A 26,582-nucleotide genomic window follows, 5' to 3' on the forward strand; every position below is an offset into this window, starting at 1 on the left:
AACATGGAGACGTAAATGACCAGGACCGTCGCAGTGATGCAACCCTACCTCTTCCCCTATCTGGGTTATTTCCAGCTGATTGCCGCAGCAGACGTTTTTGTTCTGGGAGACGATCTGCCGTACGTAAGGTCTGGCTGGGTCAACCGCAACCGCATACTGCATCATCACGAAGCCAAGCTGATTACCTTCCCGCTCAAGAAGGACCGCTTCCAGTTGGCGGTTAATCAGCGGCAACTCTGCGACAACTTCGAAGATGAAGCCGAACGTCTGATCAAGCTCATCACCTCCTGTTACATCAAGGCGCCGTATTTTGCTCAGGTGATGCCGCTGATCGAACGCTTGATACGGTTTGCACAACCCAACATTGCGCTGTATACCGAGCATACAATCCGCGCGATGTGTACTTTTCTTGATATCGGTACGCCGATCATGCGCGGTTCCGAGCTGATTCTGGGCCAGCCTGCCGACCGACAGGAGCGCATGGTTCGCATCGCTCATATGCTTGAGGCAACGACCTTCATCAACCCGGAAGGCGGGTCGGTGCAGTACGATCGCGATTACTTTGCGCGCAACCGGCTGCTGGTGCGGTTTTTCCGGATGAACCCGGTAATTTACCGGCAGTTCAGACAGCCTTTCGTCGCTAACTTGTCGATCATTGATGTGCTGATGTTCAACTCTGTCGAACAGGTCCAGCAATTGCTTACCTGTTATTCACTGGACAAAAACAGGCCAGTGGCCAACCCGGACTTGCTGCACGGAATGGCACAATATCCAGGCGGTGCTTCTGCCTTGTCGAACCGGATTGCAGTGGAGTGATAAACATGTCTCAAGCCAATAAACCAGCGCGTTGGTATTTGATTCAAACCAAACCTCGGCAGGAAGCCCGTGCGGAGGAGCATTTGCAGCGCCAGCTGTTCGAGTGTTACAGGCCTATCAAGATGGGCGAGAAAAAACGCGGATCGCGTGCCGCTGTCGAGGAAGAGCTGTTTCCGGGCTACCTGTTCATCCGCATGGATCAGGCACAGGACAACTGGTATCCCATCCGCTCGACCCGAGGCGTTGCGCGCATCGTGACGTTCGGCGGCATGCCCGTTCCGGTTCAGGATGTGTTGATCGATCAAATCCGCCAGCGTCTGATAACACCGCCGCCCAAGCTGCAGTTTCAGCAAGGTGAGACGGTGCGTATTACGGCGGAAGGTTTCAACGACGTGGAAGCCATTTTTCTGACGGCAGACGGCGATGAACGCGCAGTGATTCTGCTCAACCTCCTTCAACGTGAGCAGAAAGTGACACTTCCTGTCAGTAGCCTGACCCGCGCCGAAGCCCGGGCGTGAGAGTCCACCCGCTCTAGACACCACGCCTCACCTCTTACTGATTGTCTGGTGCTGTGCAGCCGCACAGCGCCTCGTCCGCTTTCGCCCCGGAAAATCACCATGACCCAAAAAACGACGTTGGTGACGCTCACCTATGGTGATCGTTTCAATTACCTGCACACGCTGGTCAGCCGCTCGCTGGAAAGTCCGTTGATTGATCGCGTGATCATCGTGAGCAACGCATCGACCGCACCGCTGGACACCCTGCAGCGTATCTGGCCGGGCCAGGTGAGCGTGATTTACCTGAACGAAAACACCGGCTCGGCGCGTGGTTACTCAGTGGGCATACAGGCGGCGCTGGATGCAGGTGCCGAACACATCTGGCTGATGGACGACGACAACGCCCCGACCATCAACGCCATCGCCACCCTGCATGAGGTGCTTGAACAGCGCAAAACCATCGACGGCCAAGACAAAGCCGCCGTGCTGGGTTTTCGCCCCACCCATCAAGCCGACATTGCTGCAGGTGTGCCAAACCGCTTCGCGATTCAACGCCGCTCGAGCTTTTTCGGTTTTCATATCGCGCAGTTGCCGTACAAGATCTGGCGCCGACTGCCGTGGGGCGCGCCTAAGCAACCGGAGCGCAAGCTGGCGCTGGTGCAATTGCCGTTCGCGACCTACGGCGGCTTGCTGGCCCACCGAAAACTTTATCGGCGCATCGGTCTGCCGCTGGACGCGTTGATGCTCTACGCAGACGACAGCGAATACACCTGGCGCATCACCGCAGGCGGCGGCAGGATTTTCCTGGTGCCAGACGCACTGCTCGATGATCTGGAAAGCTCCTGGAACATCAAGGCGCGCACCAACAACATTTACGAAAGCTTTTTACTGGGTGGCTCGGATCTGCGGGCCTATTACGGCGCGAGAAACCAGGCCTGGTTCGACAAGAACATCTGGTCCAACTCCTCGGTGCTCTATGGCCTCAACCGCTGGGTGTTCTTCCGCCTGCTGCGCCTGATCGCCAAGCGGCGCGGTGCCGAAGCGCGCCTGAGCCTGATTGAAAAAGCCATCCGCGACGGTGAGTCCGGTGTACTGGGTCTGAATCAGTCGTACCCCTTATGAAAATACTGTTCATCAACAGCCTGTACTCGCCCCACATCGGCGGCGGCGCGGAGATCATTCTTCAACGCACCGCCGAAGGCTTGCAACAGCGGGGCTGCGAGGTCAGCGTGCTCGCGACCGGTCCCGACGCTGGGCTGGCAGTCGAGGTAATCAATCAGGTCAAGGTCTACCGCGCCGGGCTGCATAACTTCTACTGGCAGTTCAGCAACCAGCGTCCAGGCCGTCTCGCCCGGCTGGGCTGGCACCTGCGCGACCGCTACAACGGCGCCATGCGGGCCTACGTCAGGCAGGTCATCGAAAAGGAACAACCGCAGGTAGTCGTGTGCCACAACCTGGCGGGCTGGTCGGTCTCGGTGTGGGATGAAATTACCGCGTCAGGACTGCCCATCGTTCAGGTACTGCACGACATGTACTTGATGTGTCCCAGCAGCAACATGTTCAAAAAGGGCCAGTGCTGCCAGCAACAATGCGCCAGTTGCCAGCAGTTTCGAAGAAGCCACGATGCCCGTTCCGCGCAGGTGTCGACGGTGGTCGGGGTCAGCAACTTCATGCTGGAAAAGCTTCAGAAGCAGGGCTACTTCAACGGTGCGCGAGGTTACGTGGTGCACAACGCCAGTCCTTACGCTGCGCCGGTCAATATTCGAGCCGCAGCAAGGCAGGCGAACCCGGCACTGAAAAAAACGCCGCTGCGCTTCGGCTACATGGGGACGTTGTCCGAGCAAAAAGGCGTGCGCTGGCTGATCGAGCAGTTTCAGCGATTGCCGTTCGACGCCACGCTGCAGATCGCAGGACGCGGGCAGCTTGACGATGAAGCGCAGCTCAAGGCGCTGGCGACATCGTCCGCAATCAGTTTTGTCGGCTATCAGACGCCTGACGCGTTCTACCGGGGGATTGATGTCGCGGTGGTGCCGTCGATCTGGAACGAGCCATTCGGCATGGTCGCGGTCGAGGCCTGCGCGCACTCGGTGCCGGTCATTGCGAGCCGGATGGGCGGTTTACCGGAAATCATTCAAGAGCCGCTCAACGGATTGTTGTGCAACCCCCAGGACCCGCACTCACTGGGCCACGCCATGCTCAGACTGGATCAGCAGCCAGACCTGTTCCAGCGCTTGAGCGCTCAGGCCCGGGGCAGCGTGGCTGCATTCTTGAACCTGGACCTGATGCTCGACAGTTACCAGCGCATCTTCGACCAGACCGTACTGAGCACCAACAGCCGACAGGCACCCCACACCGCCAGCCAGACCGTTTAATAAGCATCGCACCCCCGCCGGTCTCTCGCCAACGGCCCGAGACTGACCTGAGCAAGCGCTCCGGACCGCGCCTCCTCATTGAGACACACCATGCCCGACACGTACCTGACAACGTCACGACAACCGTTGATGGTTCTCCTGCTGGTCTTGTTGCTGAGCTGTGCGGCGATTGCCGATGAATCGTTCATCATCGGTGTGGATACCCACCTCATGAACAAAAACACGACTTCGGCCAAAGCGTTGCAGATGCTTGAAGCTGCGGGCGTGGACTCGGTGCGCGATGACGCCTACTGGTCCAGTGCCGAGCCCCGACGAGGCTTGATGCGGATCGAACCGGCCTGGCAAGCGTACTTGAGCAAAGCACAGGAACATCATTTGAGGCCCCTGCTGGTGCTCGGCTATGGCAGCCCTTTTTACGATAACTACGCCAAGCCGCGCGTCCCGGCTGTCAGGCAAGCGTTCGGCAACTACGTCCAGTTCGTGACCCGGCAACTGACCGACAGCGTGGATTTTTATGAGATCTGGAACGAGTGGGACAAGGAGAACCCGGTCGATCCAGCGTTTGCCAGGGACTACAGCCTGCTGGTCGAAGAAAGCGTCCGGCGCATCCGCACCAACGAACGGCCCATGGTGGTGCTTGCGGGCGCGGTCACCAGTCAGGGCATGGACCTGGGTTTCGCTGATCGGCTGATCGAATCCGGCATTCTGGAACACGTCGATGGCCTGTCGCTGCACCCGTACGTGCATTGCCGCTACGAGGAGCGTCACACGCCGGAGCGATGGATCGCCTGGTTGCGCTGGTTGAACGCAGATCTTCGAACCCTCGCCGCCCGGCCTGTACCGCTGTACCTGACGGAAATGGGCTGGCCGAGCAACGACGGCAATTGCGGCGTCAGTGAACAGCTGCAATCGGCCTATCTGGCCCGCAGTTTTTTCCTGGCCCAGACGCTGCCAGACATCAAGGGGTTGTGGTGGAACGGCTTGCTCAACGAAGGCGCCGACCGCCATGACCCTGAACAGAATTTCGGCTTGCTCAATCAGGACCTCAGCGTCAAACCCGCGTACCTGACCCTGAAGGCGATCAGCCCGACACTGCATGGGTTTCGCTACGACGCAGAAAAAAGCCGAGAAACAGAGTCGCAATTCCTGCTGCGGTTCGCCAAGGGTTCCGAGCAGATCCTGGTGGGCTGGACGACGGGCCTCGAGCGCCCGATAAAAGTCGAAGCCAGCAGCGTGCTGGGCGGAAACGTCAAGTACATCGACACCGTAAAACCGCAAGACGGCCTCATCGACAGCGGCATCCCGTGGTCGTGCAACGAAGGTCGCTGCTCGGCGCAGGTGCCCATCACCGAGTTTCCAAAAATCATAACCCTCGGTACGCGGCCGGCCTTGTTCGCCCTGCCCTGACAGCGTCAAAAGACTTTCAGTCCGTGCCGAGAGCGACATTCTGTGTCCATGTTCTTCCGGGCTCTCTCGCAATGACTCATTTTTTTTACAACAGGTCGCCCCTCGATGATTGTGATCAATGCACGTTTTCTCACGCAGGAATTGCGCGGTGTACAGCGCTTTGCCGAGCAAACCTGCCTGGCGCTGAAGCAATTGCGCGACGACGTGGTTTTCGTGGCGCCCCACGGCATCAAAATGCACGAAAGCGCCAAAGCCCTGGACGTGCAATGCATCGGTCGTAACAGCGGCCACCTGTGGGAACAGCTGGACCTGCCGCTGTACCTCAAACGCAACGCCAGCCCGCTGCTGATCTCGCTCTGCAGCACGGCGCCGTTGCTGTACGGCAACCAGATCGCCACGCACCATGACATCACGTATGTGCGGCATCCGCAGAGTTACACCCGCTCCTTCCGCCTGCTTTACCGGACCATGACGCCGATCATGCTGACGCGTATCAAAACGCTGCTCACGGTGAGCAACTTCTCCAGAGGGGAGATCTCGCAGTTCTATCGTTACCCCGAAAAGAAAATAGTCGTGGTGCCTAACGCTGTCAGTGCTGCCTTTCAGCCTGGCGCTCAGGTAAAGAACGGACCTCACTACTTGCTCGCAGTGTCATCGCCCAGCGCGCACAAGAACTTCAACCGAATGATTCAGGCCTTCCTGATGCTGCGCGACCACGACCATCTGGAGCTGCGCATCGTCGGCGCCGCCAGCGAAATTTTCGCGGACGAGAGTCTGCAAAGCCTCGCATCGCGCGACCCGCGCATTCGTTTTCTGGGGCGCTTGAGCGATACCGAGCTGATTGCCCAGTACCAGGGCGCCAAAGCATTTGTGTTCCCTTCTCTTTATGAAGGGTTCGGTATCCCGCCACTGGAAGCACAGGCCTGTGGCTGCCCGGTGCTGGCCGCGAACGCGGCGTCGATACCCGAAGTGCTGCAAGCCAGCGCGCTGTATTTCGACCCGCTGGACGTCAGCCATATCGCCGCGGCGATGGAGCGCATCCTCTCGGACCTGACGCTTCGCCGATCGCTGCGCCGTCGTGGCCTGAACAACGTGGCGCGGTTCTCCTGGGAAGACTCGGCGCAACGGGTTTCGCAGCGCATCGATTTCCTGACGAGCCCCGCCAAAGACCGGCGCGGTGCAAGCAGCGGCACTGACAACCTGCAACGCAAATCCTCGTCGAGCAAGCTGTGAGGCATGGGCATGAAACGTCTGGACTATCTCGATGCACTGCGCGGCATCGCGGCATTGCTGGTGGTGTTCACCCACTTCTACGCACCGCTGCTCGGGCATGTGTGGGTGCTCGACTACCTGATTGATCCGGGCAAACTCGGGGTGCTGTGGTTTTTCATGATCAGTGGCGTGGTGATTCCGTTCAGCCTCAAACCCGGCCCCGACGGTCCAAGCCGGTTCCTGATTTCCCGCTTCATGCGTTTGTACCCCGCCTACTGGCTATCGCTGCTGGTGTTTCTGGTGATGCTCAAAATCAGTGGCAGTGCGCTGCCCGCTTGGCCGCAAGTCATCGCCAACCTGAGCATGGTGCAAGCGGCCATGGGCTTTGATGACGTCATCGGCCTGTACTGGACGCTGTTCATCGAAGTGGTGTTTTACGCGCTGTGCCTGGCCTTGTTCGTCGCCGGCAAGCTGGACGACGTGGCGTTCCGCAGCCGCTGCGCGTTGCTGTTTCTGCTGATGGCACTGGCGATGGGAGCCGTGCGCGCAGTGACCGAACGCAAGCTGCCGGTGGCCCTGCCGCTGGCATTGTCGCTGATGTTTTTTGGCTCGGTGTGGCGCCAGTGGCTGTTGGGCGAACACAGCCGCCAGCTCACACGCAATCTGCTGCTGTTGCTGGTCGGGTTCGCCGTGTTGCTGCCGCCCACGCTGATCATGGCTTACAACAAAGACATGGGCACCGGCGAGACCTGGGGCCGTTACCTGTTCACCTACTTCGTGGCCATCAGCAGTTTCCTGCTATTGACGCGAAGCGTTCGCCTGCATCACCCAGCGCTGGTATGGCTGGGCGCTGTGAGTTACTCGCTGTACCTGCTGCACCCCTCGATGTTGATGCTGAGCCATTGGCTGCTCGAACCCACCGGCGCTTCGCCGCTGATCGTTGCGCTATTTGCCACTGTGCTAACCCTGGGGTTTGCCCACCTGAGTTTTCGCCTGATCGAAACACCGTTTATTCAGCTGGGTAGACGCCTCAATAACCGCAATCCCAAGACGCAGATTGTGAGCGTCTGAAGTAGCGCCTGCAAACCTACAGGAAGTGGGAGGTTGCGCGCGAGCACCGCTCGACGTGCGCAACTTTTCTTCGGCCGCTAAAGCAGAGAACTCCAATGAAAATTGCAATCGTCCATGATTGGCTGGTGACTTACGCCGGTGCCGAACGAGTACTGGCGTCGCTGATTCACATCTGGCCTGAGGCGGACCTTTTTTCCGTCATCGATTTCCTGAGCGACGAAGACCGTGCCCATTTGGGTGGCAAAGTCGCTAAAACCACCTTTATTCAGCGCCTGCCCAAAGCCAGAACCCGTTATCAGCGCTATCTGCCGCTGATGCCGATGGCCATCGAACAACTCGACCTGTCCGGCTATGACCTGATCATCAGCAGCAGCCATGCCGTGGCCAAAGGCGTACTGAGCGGGCCAGACCAGTTGCACATCAGTTATGTGCATTCCCCCATTCGCTACGCCTGGGATCTGCAACACCAGTACCTGCAGGAGTCAGGAATGGCGCGCGGCCTGAAAAGCAAACTGGCGCGGATGATCCTGCACTACATCCGCATGTGGGATCAGCGCACGGCGGCCGGCGTCGATGATTTCGTCGCCAATTCATATTTCATCGGCGGGCGTATCTCCAAAGCCTATCGCCGCGAGTCCACGGTGATTTACCCGCCGGTGAACACCCAGGCTTTTACCTTGCAAGAGCAAAAGCAGGACTACTACTTCACGGCGTCGCGCATGGTCCCTTACAAGCGGATGCCAATGATCATCGAGGCGTTCGCGGCGATGCCGGACAAGCGCCTGATCGTGATTGGCGATGGTCCGGAAATGGAAAGGGCCAAAGCCATTCATGCGCCCAACGTCACCTTGCTCGGTTATCAGCCGTTCGCGGTGCTGCTGGAGCACATGCGCAATGCTCGAGCGTTCGTCTTTGCCGCTGAAGAAGATTTCGGCATCAGCCCGGTGGAGGCTCAGGCGTGCGGGACACCGGTGATTGCGTTCGGCAAGGGCGGCGCGCTGGAAACCGTCTGCGGCCTGGACCACCCGCAACCAACCGGCGTGTTCTACCAGCATCAGACGGTGGAGTCGCTGGTGGCCGCCGTGAGCGAGTTCGAGACTGAGCGCGCGCGGATCACGGCCCAGGCGTGTCGAAACAACGCCGAACGCTTCAGCGAAGAACGCTTCGAGACCGAGATGCACCAATTCGTCGAACAGCGCCTGAGTGTTGCCCGCCAGTCCCGGGTGCCTGCGGCGGCCCGGGCTCCGCAAGCGGGGCCGACGCTGGTCAGCAACGACCTGAGCGGCCGGGTAGTTCAGATCAAATCCGTTTGAGCGAGCACCGTCATGAGCACACCGTTGCGCGGCATCCTAAAGGCTCATCAATCGTCGCTTTCGGTCGCTCACCGTCTACTGGACCTGACGGTGATCGTCCTGGGCGGCGCCTGTCAGGCCCGTTTCAACGGTATGGCACTGACCGCCGAGGCGTGGACTCAGATCTTGCTTGCGGTGCTGGTCTTTCACTGGCTGGGGGAATGTCACCAGCTCTACGGCTCATGGCGTGGCGAACGGATTGGCCGCGAACTGCTCAAGGTCCTCAATTACTGGGCATTGACCTTCGCGGTGTTGCTGAGCGCCGATTACCTGCTGCTCAACCACACCGGCGTCCGTGATCACGCGCAGTTGGCCTGGTTTGCAACGGTGCTGCTCGCATTGTGCGGTTATCGACTGGGGATTCGCAGCCTGTTGCAAGGACTGCGTAGTCAGGGTTTCAACATTCGCCGTGTTGCAGTAGTGGGCACCGGCCATTGCAGCGAGCGGCTGGCCAGATCCATCGAAAGCGCGCCATGGATGGGCCTCGACCTGCTGGGTTTTTACGATGACCAGCCGCAGCAGATGGATCTGGCGCGAATCGGTCGCCGGGTCCCGGTGCTGGGCGGGCTTGACCAACTGCTCATCGATGCACGCAAAGGCAGGATCGACAAGGTCTACATCACCCTGTCGCTGGACAGCCAGACCCGACTGGGACAGTTGATCAGGGGGTTGAGCGACACCACCGCGTCGGTCTATGTGATCCCGGACGTGTTCATGTTCGAGTTGTTGCACGCTCGCAGTGAAAGCATAAACGGCCTGCCCAGCATCAGCATTTTCGACTCACCCATGGACGGTGCCTGGAGCATGGTCAAGCGCGCCGAAGACATCGTGCTGTCGAGCATCATCCTGACCATGATCGCCCTGCCGCTGCTGTTGATTGCTGCGACCATCAAGCTCACCTCGCCAGGCCCGGTGCTGTTTCGCCAGCGTCGATACGGGCTGGACGGCCGGCCGATCATGGTCTGGAAGTTTCGCAGCATGAGCGTTCAGGAAAATGACAAACGGGTCACTCAGGCCACGCGCAACGATGCCCGCATCACGCCGCTGGGTGCATTGCTGCGCCGGACGTCGCTGGACGAGCTACCGCAGTTTTTCAATGTGCTGCGTGGCGAGATGTCCATCGTTGGCCCGAGGCCCCACGCCGTGGCGCATAACGAGCAGTACCGCAAACAGGTCGCCGGCTACATGTTGCGACACAAGGTCAAGCCGGGGATCACTGGCTGGGCACAGATCAATGGCTGGCGGGGCGAAACCGACACCCTGGACAAGATGCGCAAACGCGTGGAATTCGACCTGCAGTACATCGAGCACTGGTCGGTCTGGCTGGACATGAAAATCATCCTGCTGACGCTCTTCAAAGGCTTCGTCAACAAGAACGCTTTTTAGCGACAACGTCATTCATCGCGTCGATCAACCCTCACCCAAAACAACAACAGCCGGGACGTAACGCGCTCTGCAGCAGGTGACCCCCTGCATGAGTACCTGTAATCAGAAGTTCGGTGTTTGTAAGGGATGCAATGAAATCACTGTGGTGCCAGAACGCGCCTAATAGGAAGGAACGTCATATGAAAGTAACGTTAGCTGTTGTGCTGCTTTCCAGTCTGATTTTGCAAGGCTGTGCATTTGCACCAGGGCAGCACATGACCCTGGATGAAGTCACCGAAAAAGACCCGGACGGCCCGAATGTCACGTTGATCAAAATCACTCCCGCCACGCTGAAACAGCAACAGCAGCGTGCCGCCGCCCTGGCAAAACCGTTACCCCCCCAATTGCTCAGTTACAAGACCCCTGAATACGTGGTTGGCCCAGGCGACACTTTGCTGGTAACGGTGTTCGAGCACCCTGAACTGACAGCGCCTGGATCCACTGACCAACTGGACGCCAACAGCCGTGAGGTCCTGAACGACGGCACGGTGTTCTTCCCGTACGTGGGCCGTGTGCAAGCCGCTGGCAAGACCGTTGCGCAGATCCGTGAGCAACTGCGCATGGGCCTGTTGCCGCAATACACCGAGGTCAAAGTCGACGTCAAAGTGCTGCGTTACAACAGCCAGCGCGTATTGCTGTCCGGTGCATTCAGGACCGGAGGTCCGCAACCGATCACCAATGTTCCGCTGAGCCTGGTGCAGGCGATCAGTCAGGCGGGCATGGACCTGACAGACGCCAACCTCGCGGGCCTGACCTTGCGCCGCGACGGCAAGGACTACGTGATCGATGTGGATTCGCTCAACCGCAAAGACTCGCAACTGAGCAGGATTTTCCTCAAGGACGGCGACTACCTTCACCTCAACAGCAACTCCAAGAACAAGATTTACGTCTTGGGTGAAGTGCAAAGACCACAGGTGATTTCCTTCAGCACCACCAGCGTGACATTGCTTGAGGCTTTGGGCAGTTCAGGCGGCCTCAGCCCGGACGCGGCCGACGGCGACGCGGTGTATGTGATTCGTGCAGGCGAGGATGCCACCCACGGATCGACGGTCTACCACCTGAACGCCGTGAAGCCCACCGGCTACCTCCTCGCCAAACAATTCGAGCTCCAAGCACAGGACGTGGTGTTCGTCGGTCCGGCCAACATCACACGCTGGAACCGCTTCATCAGTCAGTTGCTGGGCTCCAACAACATCGTGCAGACAGGCGCGATGTTCAAGAATTGAGGCGCGGTAAACGCAAGATTTAACGGCATGAACGCAACAGAAAAATCCTCGCAAGCGCAGGCTGCGGGGATTTTTTTTGACCGGAATTTGGGATTTTTGGTGCGGTCCGCAGCGTTCGGGATTTTGATGCTACCCGGAGCGCTTGGGATGTTGATTCTGCCCGAAGGGCTGTAGGAGTGAACTTGTTCGCGATCTGTTGCGCAGCGGCAGTAAAACCTGCGCATGCGGTTGATCAGGCGCAACCGCGGTGTCTGGTTTCAACGCCGCTACGCAGCCATCGTAAAAACCATCCCCTGCTGTTGCTGGAGACACACCCCATCAACAGTTACCCGACTTCTGCACACCTACCCCGGCACACCACACCCAGCCAACCGCGCGCACACCCGCTTTTTCGGGCGATCCAGCTTGCTGATCGCGCTGGCATGCATGCTGCTAAGCACTGTACTGGGTTGATTTTCATCACGACATTTTTTCGCACTCATGCCTCGTTGCACGGCGCGCCCGGCAAAGGCATGACTTGATCCAGGGAATTCAAACTATGCGGGTAGTTTCAATTGCAGGCAGTCCGTCGCAAAGATCGCGTTCCGGTGTAGTGCTTAGACACGCAGCCCGCTGGCTGGAAGACCGTGGCGCGACAGTGAGCCCGGTGCGCATCCATGATTTCAACGCTGAGGACCTGTTGTTCGCTCGCTTCGACAGCCCGGCAGTGGTGGCCTTCGTCGAAGCCGTGAAACAGGCTGACGGTCTGTTGATCGGCACGCCGGTCTACAAGGCGTCGTTTTCCGGTGCACTGAAAACCCTGCTCGACCTGCTGCCGGAGCGCTCACTCCATGGCAAAGTCGTTCTGCCACTGGCAACCGGCGGCAGCATCGCCCACATGCTGGCGGTGGATTACGCGCTCAAGCCGGTACTGTCCGCACTCAAATGCCAGGAAGTGCTGCATGGCATTTATGCCATTGACAGCCAGATCAGCTACAACGAAGCACACCCAGAGGGCGGCGAACTCGATGAGCTACTCACCGAGCGGCTGCATGAAGGTCTGGAACATTTTCAACTGAGCTTGCAGCACCGCACGCATGCACGACACAAAGACGCTGGCGGGCACCTGCAACTGGCGCTGTAAAAGGCCTTAGCCCTCCAGCAACGGGTACAACGACAGCACCAGCAAAACGGCCATCACACCGTTGAATACCCGCAGCCAGAAAGGATCGCGCAGCACATTGCGCAACAAGCTGCCACACCCCGCCCAAAGGCTCACGGCGGGCAGGTTCACGACGCCGAACACCAGCGCGATGATCGCCACATTGGTGAAGTAGCCGTTCATGGGCGTGTAGGTGCTGATGTGTACTGGTCCAGTTTTTTTGGACCATTACGTAGGAGTATTAGGCCGCCAGCTTTTCGAAAATAGCAGGCGGCAGGTTCTTTGCGGCAGTGTGGCAACGACGATGGTTGTAGTGTGCAATAAAATCCATCACGTCCCGCTCTGCCTCAAAGTGATTGGTGTAACCATTTTCAGGTGACCAGTCGTGCTTCTGTGATCTGAAATAACGCTCCACCACGGCGTTGTCCCAGCAGTTTCCGCGTCTACTCATGCTTTGCACGATCTTCTTCTCCCTCAGATAGGCCACAAATCGATCAGCGGTGTACTGACATCCCTGGTCCGAGTGAAAAACCAGTTCCGGGGAAGGCCTGCGCATCCCCACTGCCAACCTCAATGCCCGCAACGACAGCTCGGTATCGGCTGTTCTCGAAAACGCCCAGCCAACGATTCTGCGTGAGAAAAGATCCATCACGACCGCCAGGTACAACCAACTGCCCCCGACCCTTATGTACGTGATATCGCCCGCCCAAAATGTATTAGGCCGTGCTGGGTTGAAGCGGCGCTTGAGCACATTCGGCGCAACACTGGACGGCTTTGTCACACGACGATAATGCTTGTACTGCGCTTTACGCCTGACCAGCCCGAGGCTCTTCATCAAACCGCGCATGCGATGGCGCCCGATTACGAAACCCTCGATCTTCAGCGCTTTGGCAAAGCCACGGCTGCCCAACGCGCCACGGTGGTCTTTGTGCAAACCACGGATTTTGATTTCAAGCTGTCGATCAATGCGCCTTGGAGGCTTGGGGCGGCGCAGGGCGTAATAGGTGCTGCGGGGCACACCCAGCACACGACATTTGTGGCGAACCGATAAACCTTGTCCCGCGCCCTCGATCATGGTCTTCGGCCAAACAGCACCTTTAGATGAGAGGGCAACTGCTTTTTTAGGACATCATTTTCGGCCTCCAGCAGCGCAAGTCTGGCCTGCAACGAATCGATCAGATCCTGATCTTGCGGGCGTGCGGTTTGCGCCGCTCCTATCTGCTCCTTGCGCCATCGCCAAACCCATCGCCGCAGTGCAGTGGGCCCAACGCCTGTCTGCTCGCATGCCTTGGGTATTGAGTATTTCATCTCGACGACCAAGCGTATTGCCTCGGCCTTTTCTTCAGCGCTGACGACCCGAAATCCCATGATGCTTCCTTAGGTTGAAACTCCTACATCATGGTCCACAAATATTGAGCCACAACAATGGCGCCAATCGCCATCACCCAGGCTTTTGGATTGACCCACTGGAATGCAGCGGCGGCGAGGAAACTCATGGGCCGCCCTTCCTGGCCGCCGGTATCCCGAACGGGGCCGGACGTTGCAATTTTGTAAGCCAGATAAAGCAAATACGCGGCGCCCGCGTAGCGCAAAACGGTGTAAAGCAGTGGATAGGCTTTGAACACCGCGCCAAGCCCCAAACCCACTGCCAGGACCATCACGGCGAAACCGCAACTGATGCCGAGCATGTGCGGAACGGTGCGGTTGAAACCGAAGTTCACCCCTGACGACAACAGCATGGTGTTGTTCGGGCCGGGAGTGATCGATGAAACGAAGGCAAATAAAACGAAGGCAACAAGCAGTTCGGCGGTAAACATGTGCAGTCCATCAACGGGTCGATTCGAAGGCCCCACGCTACGCAAGCGGGGACTCAAAACACACGCACAGTGATGCTGACTTTCGCCAGTACAGTTTTTTAATAAAGATAATTTCTAGAAACTGTTATTTACCCAAGAGGGCAGCCCGCTGAGGACGATCCCTTAACCCTGACGGACTCGATTGGGCAGATTGACTTCGGCGTTGTACTCGCCGCGGTTATCGAATGCATGAACCCGCTGCAGTTCGGGCTGCGCCATCAGCCGGGCTTTACGGGCCTGGTATTCATCGTAGGAAAGACCGCGCCGGTTCAGGTCTTCAAGCGCCAGTTGCTGGGTTTCTGCCGGGGTGTACGCACGCGATTCGGGATGATTACCTGCGGCACAGCCAGATACGACGGTGACTGAAAGCAACAGGGCAAGGGCAACAAGACGGTTCATGAGAGCCTCCATTCGGCTCGTTTCTGGAATGGATGCAAGGCTACGCTTGAGGCCCGTCCAGCAAAAATCAACCGTCTCGATAGTCGCTATTGTCACTTGGCGTTGGAGCGGGGTTTGGCTGTGAAGAGGTCTCCACAGCGTGTTCGTTCATGACCTGCCCGGCAAAACGCTTCGCGGGCAAGCCTCGCTCAACAGGTGCGCAGTCCTTGCTCCAATGGCTGTTCCAGATCCCTCCTGCCGCATCAATTCACGTCAGCCATTGCCAAAGCAATAACGTGCCGATCAACCCCACAACCGAGACGATGGTCTGCAGCACCGACCAGACCCAGATCGTCTGCTTGAGCTGCAAGCCAAAGTACTCACGCACCATCCAGAAGCCCGCGTCATTGACGTGACAGAAGAACACCGACCCCGCACCAATCGCCAAGGCCACCAGCGAGCTTTGCGTCGCCGCCAGTCCGGCCATCAAAGGCGCCAGAATCCCTGCCGTCGTGGTGGTTGCAACAGTCGCGGAACCAGTGGCCTGACGCAGCGCCACCGCAATCAGCCAGGCCAGCACGATGTAGGGCATGTGTGCGCCCTCCGCCACCTTGCTGATGGTCTGGCTGACACCCGCGTCCAGCAATGTCTGTTTCAGACCACCGCCTGCGCCAATGGTCAGCAGCAGCACCGCAATCGGCGCCAGACTTTTGCGCAGCGTCCCACCCACATGTTCCCGGGAAAGTCCGTTGGCCCAGCCAAGGCAAATCACCGCAGCGAGTACCGCGATACCTAACGCTACCAATGGCTCGCCAAGAAATTTCAACGTCAACGCAACGCTGCTTTCAGGCGCCATGGCGATCTTGGCCAGCGTGCTGCCCAACATCAACATCACCGGCAGCAGAATGATCAGCAAAGAGATGCCAAAACCCGGTTGCCGCGTGACACCGGGCTTGGCGGAAAACAATTCCCCCAGCTCGGGAGGCGCTTGGATGTGCATGCGTTTTGACAGCCAGTTGCCATACAGCGGACCGGCCAGAATCACCGCCGGCACTGCGATACAAAACCCCAGCAACATCGTCAGGCCAAGGTCGGCATGCAGCGCACTGACCGCAATCAATGGCCCAGGATGGGGCGGCATCAACGCGTGCAGCGTGGTCATCCCGGCCAGTGCCGGAATCGCAATCTTCAGCAGCGGCTGACCCGACTGGCGCGCCATCACGAAAATGATCGGCACCATCATTACCAGACCGACCTCGAAAAACAGCGGCAGGCCAATGACCATTGCCACCAACGCCATCACCCACGGCAGCGCCTTGCCCTTGCCCAGCCCGAGCAACGTGGACGCGATCCGGTCTGCAGCGCCGGACTCCGCCATCAACGCGCCCAGCATGGCACCTAGCGCAATGATGATCCCGGCCTCGCCGAGTATCCCGCCAGCGCCCTTACTGAACGCCTTGGCCACGGCTTCGGCAGGCAGCCCGGCACCGATCCCGGCAATGAACGTACCGATCAGAATCGACAGAAACGGCGGGAGTTTGGTGGCACTGATGAGAACAATGATGGTGGCGATTGCGATCAGGCAGCAGACGATCAATTGGGTGTCGTGCAACACCCAGACAGCAGAAGAAGCGTCCAACAGCGGACTCCTTATCATTTGGTGGTAATCAGCACTAGCGAAACAACTTGTATCAATTTACCAAACGATACCGGATGCGACATTGCGCCGCAGTGAAACTTTTGACAGCGAAGCTGTGTGGTCAGGGTCTCACGGCCATCTTTAGGAACGCGTTTGCATTCTGTCTGATGACAACTATGGACCTGACACAACGCATTCGCGGGCAAGCGCGCTCCTACAAGGCCTGAGTAACCTGCGCGCACTCAATCAACACATCGCGCAATGCCTGCGCGGCGGCCGACATTTTGTGGTCGGCCAGCGTCATCAAACCAATGCGCCGTTCGATGATCGGGCCTTCCAGCGCGATGCAGCGCGCGCCCAGTTCCTGCATTTGCTGAATGCACAGCGACGGCACTGCACTGACGCCCAGACCGTTGGCAACCATTCTGCCCACGGTGGACAACTGGTGGCTTTCGAAGGCCACCGACAACCTGCCGTGCTGAACGCGCAGGTCCTGCTCCAGCAACAATCTCACTGCGGAAGGTCGCTGCAACGTAATGAAGTCGTGGTGCAGCAACTCATCCCAGGTCACCAGCCCCTTCTCGGCGAGCGTTGAATCCATCGGCACCACCGCCACAAACCGGTCTGTGTAGAACGGCGTGAACGACAACGTGTTACTCGATTCCGGCTCGAAACCGACACCGAGTTCCACGCGCCGATGGTCTACCATTTCCAGCACCTGTTCGTTGATCACATCGTGCACCGCGACATTGACCCTCGGGTAACGCTGACGGAACACCTTCAGCGCAGCCGGCAACAGATTGCCCGCGAATGAAGGCATGGCCGCCACCGAGACCTTGCCCAGTTGCAACGTGAAGCGCTGGCGCAGCAGTTCTTCTGTGTTGTCCCAATCGGCCAGCAGTTGGCGGGCAATGGGCAGCAGGGTTTCGCCTTCAGGGGTCAGGCTCACATTGCGCGTGGTGCGGGTCAGCAGTTGACCGCCGAGGTCTTCCTCGAGGGCCTTGATCGTCAGGCTTAGTGCCGGTTGCGAAAGGTGCAGCCGTTCCCCGGCCTGGGCAAAGCTCAGGCACTGAGCGACCGCCAGAAAAGCGCGAAGCTGCTTCACATTCATTTATTTACTTTTCTTATCAATCAATGAAAAAAACAAAATTAACAAATCACTGAGCCCGAGAGAAGATGCGATGAACGCGTACCGACTGCCAGATTGTCGGACAACTATAAAAAGGCGGGATTGATCATGGCTGGACTCGACAAACGAGTGGCAACGTATGAAGAGGCCCTCGCGGGGCTGACCGACAACATGACCGTGCTTTCCGGTGGTTTCGGTCTCTGCGGGATCCCGGAAAATCTGATCGCTGAGATCAAACGCCTCGGCGTCAAGGGCCTGACCGTCGTCTCCAACAACTGCGGTGTCGATGGCTTCGGCCTGGGCATCCTGCTGGAAGACCACCAGATCCGCAAAATGATCGCGTCCTACGTCGGCGAAAACGCCTTGTTCGAGCGTCAGTTGCTCAACGGCGAACTTGAAGTCGAGCTCACCCCCCAAGGCACCCTCGCTGAAAAAATGCGCGCAGGCGGCGCCGGCATCCCCGCTTTCTATACCGCCACCGGCTACGGCACCCCCGTCGCGGATGGCAAGGAAACCCGCCAGTTCAACGGCCGCAACGTGATCCTTGAAGAAGCCATCACCGGCGACTTCGCCATCGTTAAAGGCTGGAAAGCCGACCACTTCGGCAATGTGGTGTACCGCCACACCGCGCAAAATTTCAACCCGGTGGTTGCCACCGCAGGCCGAATTACCGTCGTTGAAGTGGAAGAAATCGTCGAACCCGGCGTGTTGCTGCCCACCGAAATCCACACCCCCGGCATTTATGTGGACCGCGTCGTTCTGGGCACCTTCGAGAAGCGCATCGAGAAACGCACGCTCAAAGAAGCCTAAGCGCTCGTCGTTCTCGAAGCGTTTCTACCAGGCGCTTTGAACCTGGCGCTTTCAACTTGAAACAATCTGGCCAACCGAGCGGCCGGACACAATAAAAGAGACCCAAGACAATGGCACTCTCCCGCGAACAAATGGCACAGCGCGTTGCGCGCGAATTGCAAGACGGCTTCTACGTGAACCTGGGCATCGGCATCCCGACCCTGGTCGCCAACTACGTGCCCGACGACATCGACGTGATGCTGCAATCGGAAAACGGCTTGCTGGGCATGGGCGAATTCCCCACCGAAGAAACCATCGACGCCGACATGATCAACGCCGGCAAACAAACGGTGACGGCGCGCAAAGGCGCCTCGATTTTCGATTCCTCGCAATCATTCGCGATGATCCGTGGCGGCCACGTCGACCTGACCGTGCTCGGGGCGTTCGAGGTTGACGTTCAGGGCAACATCGCCTCATGGATGATCCCCGGCAAGCTGGTTAAAGGCATGGGCGGCGCGATGGATCTGGTAGCCGGTGCCGACAACATCATCGTCACCATGACCCACGCCTCCAAAGACGGCGAGTCCAAGCTGCTGCCACTGTGCAGCCTGCCGCTGACCGGAGCCGCCTGTATCCGCAAGGTCTTGACTGACCTTGCGTATCTGGAGATCGAAGATGGCGCCTTCATCCTGCGCGAGACAGCGCCTGGCGTGACCGTTGAAGAAATCATCGCCAAGACCGCCGGCAAGCTGATCGTGCCGGATGACGTGATTGAAATGACGTTTTAATCAGCACCACCCCAGATTCGGACCGAATACGAACGAAAACTGTAGGCGCGAACTTGTTCGCGAGGCGGAACCTGACACACCGAATGTTGCCCTCTCGCCAACAAGTTGGCTCTACAGGGCTTGCGACATCAGCCCCTTCAGCAATGAAGGGGCTTTGCTGTATCTGAGACACACCCTTTTCGCACCACCGCCAACACTAAAAACAGCTATCTCAATAGCACCAACACAATAATTCCAAGAGGTAACACACGTGGCCGCTGATATCGAAGAAAGCCGCTATGCCCGCTTTGCCCTGCGTTGCGCCAAATGGGCGGAACGCTGGTTCCCTGATTCCTGGGTGTTCGCCGCGCTTGCCGTAGTGATCGTGACAGTGGCCACGCTGGTGATAGGCGCCAAACCCACCGACGCCGCGAAGGCTTTCGGTGATGGTTTCTGGAGCCTGATCCCTTTCACCATGCAGATGGCCTTCGTCGTGATCGGCGGTTACGTGGTCGCCAGCTCCCCGCCTGCGGTCAAGCTGATCGACCGCCTGGCACGCATCCCGAAAAACGGCCGCTCGGCGGTGGCCTGGGTTGCGTTGATCTCGATGGTGGCGTCGCTGCTCAACTGGGGGCTGTCGCTGGTGTTTGGCGGCTTGCTGGTGCGTGCCCTCGCCCGTCGCACCGATCTGAAAATGGACTATCGCGCAGCCGGCGCTGCTGCGTATCTGGGCCTTGGTGCTGTCTGGGCGCTGGGCCTGTCGTCGTCGGCGGCGCAGTTGCAGGCCAACCCGGCCAGCTTGCCGCCATCGATCCTGGCGATTACCGGTGTCATACCGTTCACCCAGACGATTTTCCTGTGGCAATCGGGCGTGATGCTGCTGGCGCTGGTCGTGGTTTCGATCATCGTCGCGTACGCCACGGCACCCGGCCCGAACAGCGCACGCGAGGCCAAGGATTGCGGCGTCGATCCAGCCTTCAGCCTGCCGCCGTTGCCCCCGCGCACCCGTCCCGGCGAATGGCTTGAATACAGCCCGCTGCTGATCATCCTGATGGTGATTCTGGCGTCTGGCTGGTTGTTCAACGAGTTCTCCACCAAGCCGGCCATCACGGCGATTTCCGGCCTGAACACCTATAACTTCCTGTTCATCATGGTCGGCGCGCTGCTGCACTGGCGTCCGCGCAGCTTCCTCGATGCAGTGGCGCGTGCCGTGCCGACCACCACCGGCGTGTTGATCCAGTTTCCGTTGTACGGGTCCATCGCCGCACTGCTGACCACGGTCAAGGGCAGCGATGCGCAAACGGTCGCGCACCACATCTCCCTGTTCTTTACCAGCATCGCCTCGCACGACACCTATGCGCTGTTGATGGGCGTGTACTCGGCGATTCTGGGCTTCTTCATCCCGTCCGGCGGCGGCAAATGGATCATCGAGGCGCCGTACGTGATGCAGGTCGCCAACGACCTCAAGTACCACCTTGGTTGGGCGGTGCAGATCTACAACGCGGCCGAAGCACTGCCCAACCTGATCAACCCGTTCTATATGCTGCCGTTGCTCGGCGTACTGGGGCTCAAGGCTCGGGATCTGATCGGGTTCTCCTTCGTGCAGTTATTGGTGCATACGCCGCTGGTGCTGTTCTTGCTCTGGGCGCTGGGCACCACGCTGGCGTACATACCGCCGGTCATGCCTTAGAGGCGTGCCCTAGGCGTTATAGCCGTAATGGCGCTCGACCTTCGCCACCCGAGTAGTGCAGCGCTGATACCAGGTCGAGCGCCCGCGTTCACGAATCACCGCATGCTCGGGGTGGTGTTTCCACGCCAGAATTGCGGCCTCGCTGGACCAGTACGAGACAGTGATACCCACACCGCCTTCCTCACGCGCTGATTCAACGCCCAGAAATCCCGGTTGCTGGCGTGCCAGATCAAGCATTCGTTGCGCTGCCAGACTGTAGCCCTCAGGGTCTTCGTCGGTACGGATCGAGGTGAAAATCACCGCGTAGCAGGGTGCGGATACGTTATCGATGATCATCAGACGCTCCTTTCTTGCTCGTGCACGCCTGCACGAAAGCCCTCACCAGGGGCGGCGTGCATCCTTTGAGCGCAGCGCGTTCGGGCTGAAACAAGGTCGCCACGAAGAAACGATGCCCCTTGAGTTCGACCGCCCGAACCTCACCGGCCTGGTCTCGGCCACAAACCGTGAGCGGTCCTGCAAACATCTCGCCTTGCAGTTCTTCCCGCAGGCCGTAACGGCATCGGTAGCGCTCCTCGGCATCGAGCGCGCCGTAGGCATCGGCGATGCGTGACCCGGCCAGTAATCGAATCGGCGCGAACGAATCCACCAGTGAGCAACTGAGTAGCGTGATGATGGCGCGGTCCGAGTCCGGCGCAGTCTCTGCGTGCTCAGCGTCGATCCAGCCCAATTGGTTGCGTGCGTACTCCAGCAGCGCATGCTGGAACCCGCCGCACGTACCGAGGAACGGCACCTGTTTTTCGCGGGCGAAGCGGATGGCAGTCAGCGCGCCGTTCATGTCCCGATACGGGCTGGCCGGTACGCACCAGATACCGTCGAATTCCTTCAAGCCCTGGCCATCACCCACCTCGACGGTCGGCAACCAGTGCCATGTGAGATCCACGCGCAGTTCTTCCTTGACGCGCCCTAGCGCTACCGGAATCGCCTGGTGCGCTGGCACGTTATGGTCGTAATCGCCAACCAGTGCAATGCGTATAGCTTGCTGATGATTCATCACCGCTCCTTGAAGATAAAAATGCTTTACCGCGTGTCTGGACGGCACTATAAGCTTGCGTCTCTGCAATAAAAATTGGCGTTCAGGCAAGTGATCAATGCAGCCATGCACTATCGAATCAATCATTCAGACCTCTCGCTGATCCTCGCGCTGGTGCGCGGCAAAACGCTGGCGCGGGCGGCGGAACGCTTGAAAGTCGACGTATCGACGGTGTTTCGTTCGGTGCGCAGGCTAGAAACGTCGCTCGGTACGGCGCTGTTCGAAAAGAGTCGCAGCGGGTATACGCCGACCAGCGTCGCACTGGTCCTCGCGCAGCAGGCACAAAGCGCCGAACAGGCGCTTGAGCTGGCACAGATCAGCCTTGAACAAGGCCAGCACATCGTCAGCGGCACGGTCCGTTTGACGTGTACCGAGGCGGTTTTACAAAGCCTGCTGTTGCCGGCGTTGAGCAGTTTCATGCCCGACTACCCGGGGCTCAAGCTGGAGTTCAACACGTCCAGCGGCTTCGCCAACCTGAGCCGCCGTGACGCAGACATCGCCTTGCGCCTGACCAATCGTCCGCCCGAGCACCTGGTGGGTTCGCAACTGGGCACGGTGTCGTATCAAGTGTGCGCGAGCGCCGACTATCTGCGCCGTGCCGAGTCTGTGGATCTGGAGAAGATGCACTGGATCGCGCCGGATGATTTCCTGCCCGATCACCCCACCGTCATTTGGCGACGCCAGCACTGGCCGGGTATCAATCCGGCCTATAAATGCAGTTCGATGCTGGCAGTGGCGCAACTGGTCCGGGCAGGCATGGGCGTGGCAGCGCTGCCTGATTTTTTGCTGCGTGGCGATGAGCTCGAGCAACTCGGTATGCGGCTAGAGGGCCACGACACAGCGCTGTGGCTGCTGACGCGCCCCGACTGCCGAGCACTGCGCTCGGTGTCGACCTTGTTTGGCGAATTGACCCAAGCCATCCGATTGCGCTGACGTGACGCTCGGGTGCTGACAAGGCTTTGCGCCAGGAAGACCGAGGCGTCCGGTTTCGGGGCCGCTGCGCAGCCCATCGCGGCCTCGCGGTGCTCGTGCGCTCCTACAGGGTATTGGCGGCGTCTCCAGGATTTTGAGCTGCGGGACGGAGCTTGCTCGCGATGATGCCTACAAAGACGCCCCCACCTGCGAAACTCAACCGCCTCGCTGTTCGCGCCGAAACTGTCCCGGCGGCAGGCCGTGGGTTTTGCGAAAACGCCTTGAAAAATAAGCTTCATCGGTAAATCCACAGACCTCGGCTATATGGCTCAGGGGTTTGTCGCTGTTGATCAGTTGCGTACGCGCAAGGCGCATGCGGCGCTCGCTCACCAGTTCAGAGAACGTGCTGCCGGTTTCCTTGCGCAACAGATGGGTCAGGTAGTTGGGCGAAAGAAACGCCGCAGCCGCAGCCTCCGTCAGGCTCAAACCCGGATCGGCGATCCTCTGCCGAATGCAGTCCATCACCCGCGCCAGGGCGTCGCGCCGCCCTCTGCGCTCTGCCTTGTTCGCCGCCAGGGTCAGCAACTCGTCTTCGAACACATTGCACACCGTACCGATCAGTTGCAGAAGATAGCCACGCAGGATCGACCCCGAGCCCAGTTGCCGGGATTGATCGGCCTCGCGCATCTGCATCAGCAGCGCCAGAACGTGCGAGAAGTCATCATCGCCAAGCACAAAATCCAAATGCTCCTGAAACCGAAACGGCGCCAGTTCCGGCGCCAGGCTGATGGCAATGTCTTCCAGATCCATGGGGTCGCATTGCACGTGCGGCAGCAGAAACGCTTGGGCGAAATTGATCAGTACGAAATTGCCGTCCTCAGGGTGCGGAATCACATGCAGCCGATGCGGCAGGATGAAGGCCAGAGTGTTGCTCGCAAACGGCCTGACTGCGCCCCCGATATGCTGCACCGTGTCGCCACCGAGGTTGATCTGGATCTGGAAGTATTCGTGCCGGTGCGGCGAGGTCAGTGCCGGCCGCGCAGACTTGTCACGGATGTAAAAATCCATGCGGTCACTGCGTTGCTGCATGCCGTATGTGGGAATCCGGGACTGAGTCGCCGTCATTGAAAGCACCTGAAAATCAACGGATGGTCACGCTCAGTTCACCCACACCCTCGACGCCTGCGGTAACGACATCACCCTGTTGCAGCGCACCCACGCCCGCCGGTGTACCGGTGTAGATCAGGTCGCCTGCTTTTAGACCGACCGACTGCGAGAGGTAAGCAATGACGTCCTGCACGGCCCAGATCTGGTCGGACAGATCGCCACGCTGCCGACGCTCGCCATTGACGTCCAGCCAGATAGCGCCTTTCGCAGGATGACCGATCTGGCTCACTGGCCGCAATGGCGTGGCGGGCGCGGAGGCGTCAAAGGCCTTGGCGAACTCCCAGGGGCGCCCCATCTTTTTCGCCTGGGCTTGCAGGTCACGCCGCGTCAGGTCCAAACCAACCCCATAGCCCCAGACATGGTTCAACGCGTCCTCAGGGCTGATATCGACGCCATCTTTGCCGATGGCGACCACCAGCTCGATCTCGTGGTGCAAATCCTCGGTCAACGGCGGATAGGCGATATCGCCCTCAGCAGGGACAACGGCGTCTGCGGGCTTCATGAAGAAGAACGGCGGCTCGCGATCAGGGTCGTGACCCATCTCCCGGGCGTGCTCGGAATAATTACGGCCCACGCAAAACACACGACGGATCGGAAAACGGCTGGACGTGCCTTCAACAGCCAGCGACGGCGTGGCAACGGGGGCGATGACGAATTCGCTCATGGTCTTTCCTCAATGGACGGTGATCGTAATGGCGCCAGTGTGAAGGGATTTCCGGGCAACAACCTGGACAGAACCCTCGGATAGCTGGACGAAACAACGGTGTTTGTTTCAGCCCTCGCCACCCAACGCCTGCGCGATCAGCCGCGCCCTACGAAGGGCATGCTGCTGGCCATGACGGTCATGTTCAGCACGTTGGCCGACAACGGCAGCCCGGCCATGTAACTCACCGCTTCGGCCACATGCTGCACGTCCACGGTCGGCTCCACCGCCAGTACCCCGTTGGCCTGGAGCACGCCATGGGTCATGCGCTCGGTCATTTCGGTGAGGGCATTGCCGATGTCGATCTGCCCGCACGCGATGTTGTACTGCCGGCCGTCCAGCGCGGTGCTTTTGGTCAGCCCCAGCACCGCATGCTTGCTTGCCGTGTAGGGCGAACTGAAGAGCCGTGGCGTGTGCGATGAAATGGACCCGTTATTGATGATCCGCCCGCCTTGCGGCACCTGACGACGCATCAGGCCGAACGCCGCACGCACGCACAGAAAGACCCCGTTGACGTTGGTGTCGATGACATTTTTCCACTGTTCGAATGACAGCTCATCCATCGGCACCGCTGGCGCACCGATACCGGCGTTATTGAAAGAAACGTCCAGCCGGCCACAGGTCTGCTCGATCTGTGCGAACAGCGCCTCGACGCTCGCCGGATCGCGCACGTCGGTGGACACCGCCAATGCTTGTTGGCCCGCAGCCCGAGCCTGCTCGGCGAGCTCATTCAGCGGCTCGATACGACGCCCGGCAAGCACCACCGTAAATCCGTCCTTGAGTAACTGTTTAGCGACCGCGCGACCGATACCGCTGCCAGCGCCCGTGACCAGCGCAACTTTCGTGGGGTTGGATGTGGACATGAAGGGATCCTTGTTTTTGTTGAAAGACATATTCAATAACAGCGAAATAAATGGCTCGATCAGCTGTGAACCGGCGTCAGCACTGGTTTGCCTGCAAAGAACGCCAGCAGATTGTCGGCGACCAGTTGGACCGTTCCGCGTGACGCTTCCGGCGACAACCCCGCAACATGTGGGGTCAGCACAACGTTGTTGAGCGTCTTCAGCGCGTCAGGGACTTGAGGTTCATCGTCAAAAACGTCCAGCGCTGCACCGGCAATTCGCCCGTGCTGAAGCGCATCGATCAGATCGTCGGTGGCGATCACGCTGGCGCGCGCGATGTTGACAACAAATCCTTCTGGCCCGAGTGCCGCCAGCGCAGCTTTGTCGATCAAGTGCCGCGTGCCTGCGCCGCCCGGCGTGGCAACGATCAGAAAATCCGAGGCGTGGGCCAGCGCTAAAGGGGTCTCGCAGTAATCGAAATCAACGCCTGTGCGCGGCGTGCGGCTGTGGTAACTGACGTGCATGTCAAAACCCTGAGCACGCTTGGCAATCGCCAGGCCCACGGCACCCAGCCCGAGAATACCGATGCGCTTATTGGCAAAGGTGGGCCGCGTGACCTTGCGCCATTCGCTGCGACGCACCGACGCATCAGCCAGCGGGATGTCGCGAACCATCGACAGCAGCAGCGCCATCGCATGATCAGCGACGGTGGGCGCGTTGACCCCGGCGCCATTGGTGACGGTAATCCCGCGCGCCTCGGCTGCCGGCAAATCGACCTGCTCATAGCCGGCACCGATCACGCAAATAATCTTCAGATTGGGCAGCGCGGCCATTTCCTCTTCAAAAAAACCCAGCGGCCCACGGGTCAGCACCGCCGTAATCTGATCGCCACCTTGTGCGACCGCTTCGGCTCGCGTAGCTGGAGTCGGCGCCAGAATCAAACGAAAACCGGCGTCCTCAAGGATCGGCAAATACTCATTCACGCTTTCGACCAACACCAAAACTGTCGCTGACATCGCCCCGCTCCGTACAAAAAATCGATGACGCAGACAGTAACGCGAGTCAGAACGCTTTGGCAGACCGCTGACCCGATTTCACGTT

27 protein-coding genes and 2 pseudogenes are annotated in these 26,582 nt (G+C 59.2%); 16 read left to right on the forward strand and 13 right to left on the reverse strand.

Annotated elements, in window-relative coordinates:
• Positions 1-15 precede the first annotated feature (15 nt).
• The 12 genes from OYW20_RS16510 (at position 16) to ssuE (ending at position 12,501) form a co-directional block, all read left to right on the forward strand.
• Complete coding sequence (locus OYW20_RS16510) at positions 16-816, forward strand: WbqC family protein (protein WP_268797016.1); 801 nt, start codon at positions 16-18, stop codon at positions 814-816.
• A gap of 5 nt (positions 817-821) precedes the next feature.
• On the forward strand, positions 822-1,334 hold the full coding sequence (gene rfaH, locus OYW20_RS16515; protein WP_268797017.1) for a transcription/translation regulatory transformer protein RfaH: 513 nt from the start codon (positions 822-824) through the stop codon (positions 1,332-1,334).
• 99 nt (positions 1,335-1,433) lie between these two features.
• Entirely contained in the window at positions 1,434-2,435 is a 1,002-nt protein-coding gene (locus OYW20_RS16520; protein WP_268797018.1) for a glycosyltransferase, read from the forward strand.
• The gene (locus OYW20_RS16525; RefSeq protein WP_268797019.1) at positions 2,432-3,685 is read left to right on the forward strand and encodes a glycosyltransferase family 4 protein; all 1,254 of its coding nucleotides are present in this window, start codon (positions 2,432-2,434) and stop codon (positions 3,683-3,685) included. Before OYW20_RS16520 ends, OYW20_RS16525 begins: the two co-directional genes overlap by 4 nt.
• A 90-nt stretch (positions 3,686-3,775) precedes the next feature.
• Complete coding sequence (locus OYW20_RS16530) at positions 3,776-5,092, forward strand: hypothetical protein (protein ID WP_268797020.1); 1,317 nt, start codon at positions 3,776-3,778, stop codon at positions 5,090-5,092.
• A gap of 105 nt (positions 5,093-5,197) precedes the next feature.
• Positions 5,198-6,325: a glycosyltransferase family 4 protein gene (locus tag OYW20_RS16535; protein ID WP_268797021.1), complete on the forward strand. Its 1,128-nt coding sequence runs from the start codon at positions 5,198-5,200 to the stop codon at positions 6,323-6,325.
• Positions 6,326-6,334: 9 nt separating this feature from the next.
• Positions 6,335-7,375: an acyltransferase family protein gene (locus OYW20_RS16540; RefSeq protein ID WP_268797022.1), complete on the forward strand. Its 1,041-nt coding sequence runs from the start codon at positions 6,335-6,337 to the stop codon at positions 7,373-7,375.
• Positions 7,376-7,470: 95 nt separating this feature from the next.
• Complete coding sequence (locus tag OYW20_RS16545; RefSeq protein ID WP_268797023.1) at positions 7,471-8,688, forward strand: glycosyltransferase family 4 protein; 1,218 nt, start codon at positions 7,471-7,473, stop codon at positions 8,686-8,688.
• Between the two features lie 12 nt (positions 8,689-8,700).
• Entirely contained in the window at positions 8,701-10,113 is a 1,413-nt protein-coding gene (locus tag OYW20_RS16550; RefSeq protein WP_268797024.1) for an undecaprenyl-phosphate glucose phosphotransferase, read from the forward strand.
• A gap of 179 nt (positions 10,114-10,292) precedes the next feature.
• Positions 10,293-11,378 carry a polysaccharide biosynthesis/export family protein gene (locus OYW20_RS16555; RefSeq protein ID WP_268797025.1) on the forward strand — a complete coding sequence of 362 codons (1,086 nt, stop codon included), beginning with the start codon at positions 10,293-10,295 and terminating at the stop codon, positions 11,376-11,378.
• Between the two features lie 27 nt (positions 11,379-11,405).
• Positions 11,406-11,552, forward strand: coding sequence for a hypothetical protein (locus OYW20_RS16560; protein ID WP_268797026.1), 147 nt, complete (start codon positions 11,406-11,408; stop codon positions 11,550-11,552).
• A 364-nt stretch (positions 11,553-11,916) separates the two neighbouring features.
• Positions 11,917-12,501: an NADPH-dependent FMN reductase gene (ssuE, locus tag OYW20_RS16565; RefSeq protein ID WP_268797027.1), complete on the forward strand. Its 585-nt coding sequence runs from the start codon at positions 11,917-11,919 to the stop codon at positions 12,499-12,501.
• Between the two features lie 6 nt (positions 12,502-12,507).
• Here the strand turns inward: ssuE and OYW20_RS16570 are convergent.
• From OYW20_RS16570 to OYW20_RS16595, 7 genes and pseudogenes are all read right to left on the reverse strand, one after another.
• Positions 12,508-12,720, reverse strand: a pseudogene (locus OYW20_RS16570) (LysE family translocator); the annotation flags it as partial.
• A 40-nt stretch (positions 12,721-12,760) separates the two neighbouring features.
• Positions 12,761-13,594 (reverse strand): IS3 family transposase, encoded by an 834-nt coding sequence (locus OYW20_RS16575; protein WP_268797028.1) that lies wholly within the window; start codon positions 13,592-13,594, stop codon positions 12,761-12,763.
• Positions 13,591-13,887 (reverse strand): transposase, encoded by a 297-nt coding sequence (locus tag OYW20_RS26360; RefSeq protein ID WP_408005416.1) that lies wholly within the window; start codon positions 13,885-13,887, stop codon positions 13,591-13,593. Before OYW20_RS26360 ends, OYW20_RS16575 begins: the two co-directional genes overlap by 4 nt.
• A 56-nt stretch (positions 13,888-13,943) precedes the next feature.
• Positions 13,944-14,336 (reverse strand): annotated as a pseudogene (locus OYW20_RS16580) (LysE family translocator); the annotation flags it as partial.
• A 162-nt stretch (positions 14,337-14,498) separates the two neighbouring features.
• On the reverse strand, positions 14,499-14,774 hold the full coding sequence (locus tag OYW20_RS16585; RefSeq protein WP_268797029.1) for a hypothetical protein: 276 nt from the start codon (positions 14,772-14,774) through the stop codon (positions 14,499-14,501).
• Between the two features lie 247 nt (positions 14,775-15,021).
• On the reverse strand, positions 15,022-16,392 hold the full coding sequence (locus OYW20_RS16590; RefSeq protein WP_268797031.1) for a GntT/GntP/DsdX family permease: 1,371 nt from the start codon (positions 16,390-16,392) through the stop codon (positions 15,022-15,024).
• 214 nt (positions 16,393-16,606) lie between these two features.
• Positions 16,607-17,503: a LysR family transcriptional regulator gene (locus OYW20_RS16595; protein WP_268797032.1), complete on the reverse strand. Its 897-nt coding sequence runs from the start codon at positions 17,501-17,503 to the stop codon at positions 16,607-16,609.
• Positions 17,504-17,629: 126 nt separating this feature from the next.
• Between OYW20_RS16595 and OYW20_RS16600 the strand changes: the two genes are divergently transcribed.
• The 3 genes from OYW20_RS16600 (at position 17,630) to OYW20_RS16610 (ending at position 20,767) form a co-directional block, all read left to right on the forward strand.
• Complete coding sequence (locus tag OYW20_RS16600) at positions 17,630-18,331, forward strand: CoA transferase subunit A (protein ID WP_268797033.1); 702 nt, start codon at positions 17,630-17,632, stop codon at positions 18,329-18,331.
• Positions 18,332-18,441: 110 nt separating this feature from the next.
• Positions 18,442-19,098 carry a CoA transferase subunit B gene (locus tag OYW20_RS16605; RefSeq protein ID WP_268797035.1) on the forward strand — a complete coding sequence of 219 codons (657 nt, stop codon included), beginning with the start codon at positions 18,442-18,444 and terminating at the stop codon, positions 19,096-19,098.
• 250 nt (positions 19,099-19,348) lie between these two features.
• The gene (locus OYW20_RS16610; RefSeq protein ID WP_268797036.1) at positions 19,349-20,767 is read left to right on the forward strand and encodes a short-chain fatty acid transporter; all 1,419 of its coding nucleotides are present in this window, start codon (positions 19,349-19,351) and stop codon (positions 20,765-20,767) included.
• A gap of 9 nt (positions 20,768-20,776) precedes the next feature.
• On the opposite strand, the gene OYW20_RS16615 is transcribed toward OYW20_RS16610, so the two are convergent.
• Together OYW20_RS16615 and OYW20_RS16620 are read right to left on the reverse strand one after the other, a co-directional pair.
• Positions 20,777-21,103, reverse strand: a complete 327-nt coding sequence (locus tag OYW20_RS16615; protein WP_268797037.1) for an antibiotic biosynthesis monooxygenase family protein — start codon at positions 21,101-21,103, stop codon at positions 20,777-20,779.
• Positions 21,090-21,818, reverse strand: coding sequence for a CTP synthase C-terminal region-related (seleno)protein (locus tag OYW20_RS16620; RefSeq protein ID WP_268797038.1), 729 nt, complete (start codon positions 21,816-21,818; stop codon positions 21,090-21,092). The genes OYW20_RS16615 and OYW20_RS16620 overlap by 14 nt, the downstream gene beginning before the upstream one ends.
• A 105-nt stretch (positions 21,819-21,923) precedes the next feature.
• Between OYW20_RS16620 and OYW20_RS16625 the strand changes: the two genes are divergently transcribed.
• Entirely contained in the window at positions 21,924-22,790 is an 867-nt protein-coding gene (locus OYW20_RS16625) for a LysR family transcriptional regulator (RefSeq protein WP_268797039.1), read from the forward strand.
• Between the two features lie 195 nt (positions 22,791-22,985).
• Here the strand turns inward: OYW20_RS16625 and OYW20_RS16630 are convergent, their stop codons facing one another.
• From OYW20_RS16630 to OYW20_RS16645, 4 genes are all read right to left on the reverse strand, one after another.
• On the reverse strand, positions 22,986-23,894 hold the full coding sequence (locus tag OYW20_RS16630) for a helix-turn-helix transcriptional regulator (RefSeq protein ID WP_268797040.1): 909 nt from the start codon (positions 23,892-23,894) through the stop codon (positions 22,986-22,988).
• A gap of 16 nt (positions 23,895-23,910) precedes the next feature.
• Positions 23,911-24,600: a fumarylacetoacetate hydrolase family protein gene (locus OYW20_RS16635; protein WP_268797041.1), complete on the reverse strand. Its 690-nt coding sequence runs from the start codon at positions 24,598-24,600 to the stop codon at positions 23,911-23,913.
• A gap of 137 nt (positions 24,601-24,737) precedes the next feature.
• The gene (locus OYW20_RS16640) at positions 24,738-25,502 is read right to left on the reverse strand and encodes an SDR family oxidoreductase (RefSeq protein WP_268797042.1); all 765 of its coding nucleotides are present in this window, start codon (positions 25,500-25,502) and stop codon (positions 24,738-24,740) included.
• Between the two features lie 59 nt (positions 25,503-25,561).
• On the reverse strand, positions 25,562-26,497 hold the full coding sequence (locus OYW20_RS16645) for a 2-hydroxyacid dehydrogenase (protein WP_268797043.1): 936 nt from the start codon (positions 26,495-26,497) through the stop codon (positions 25,562-25,564).
• Between the last annotated feature and the right edge of the window lie 85 nt (positions 26,498-26,582).

Origin of the sequence: Pseudomonas sp. BSw22131 (genome assembly GCF_026810445.1) — a bacterium.
Lineage (GTDB): Bacteria > Pseudomonadota > Gammaproteobacteria > Pseudomonadales > Pseudomonadaceae > Aquipseudomonas > Aquipseudomonas huanghezhanensis.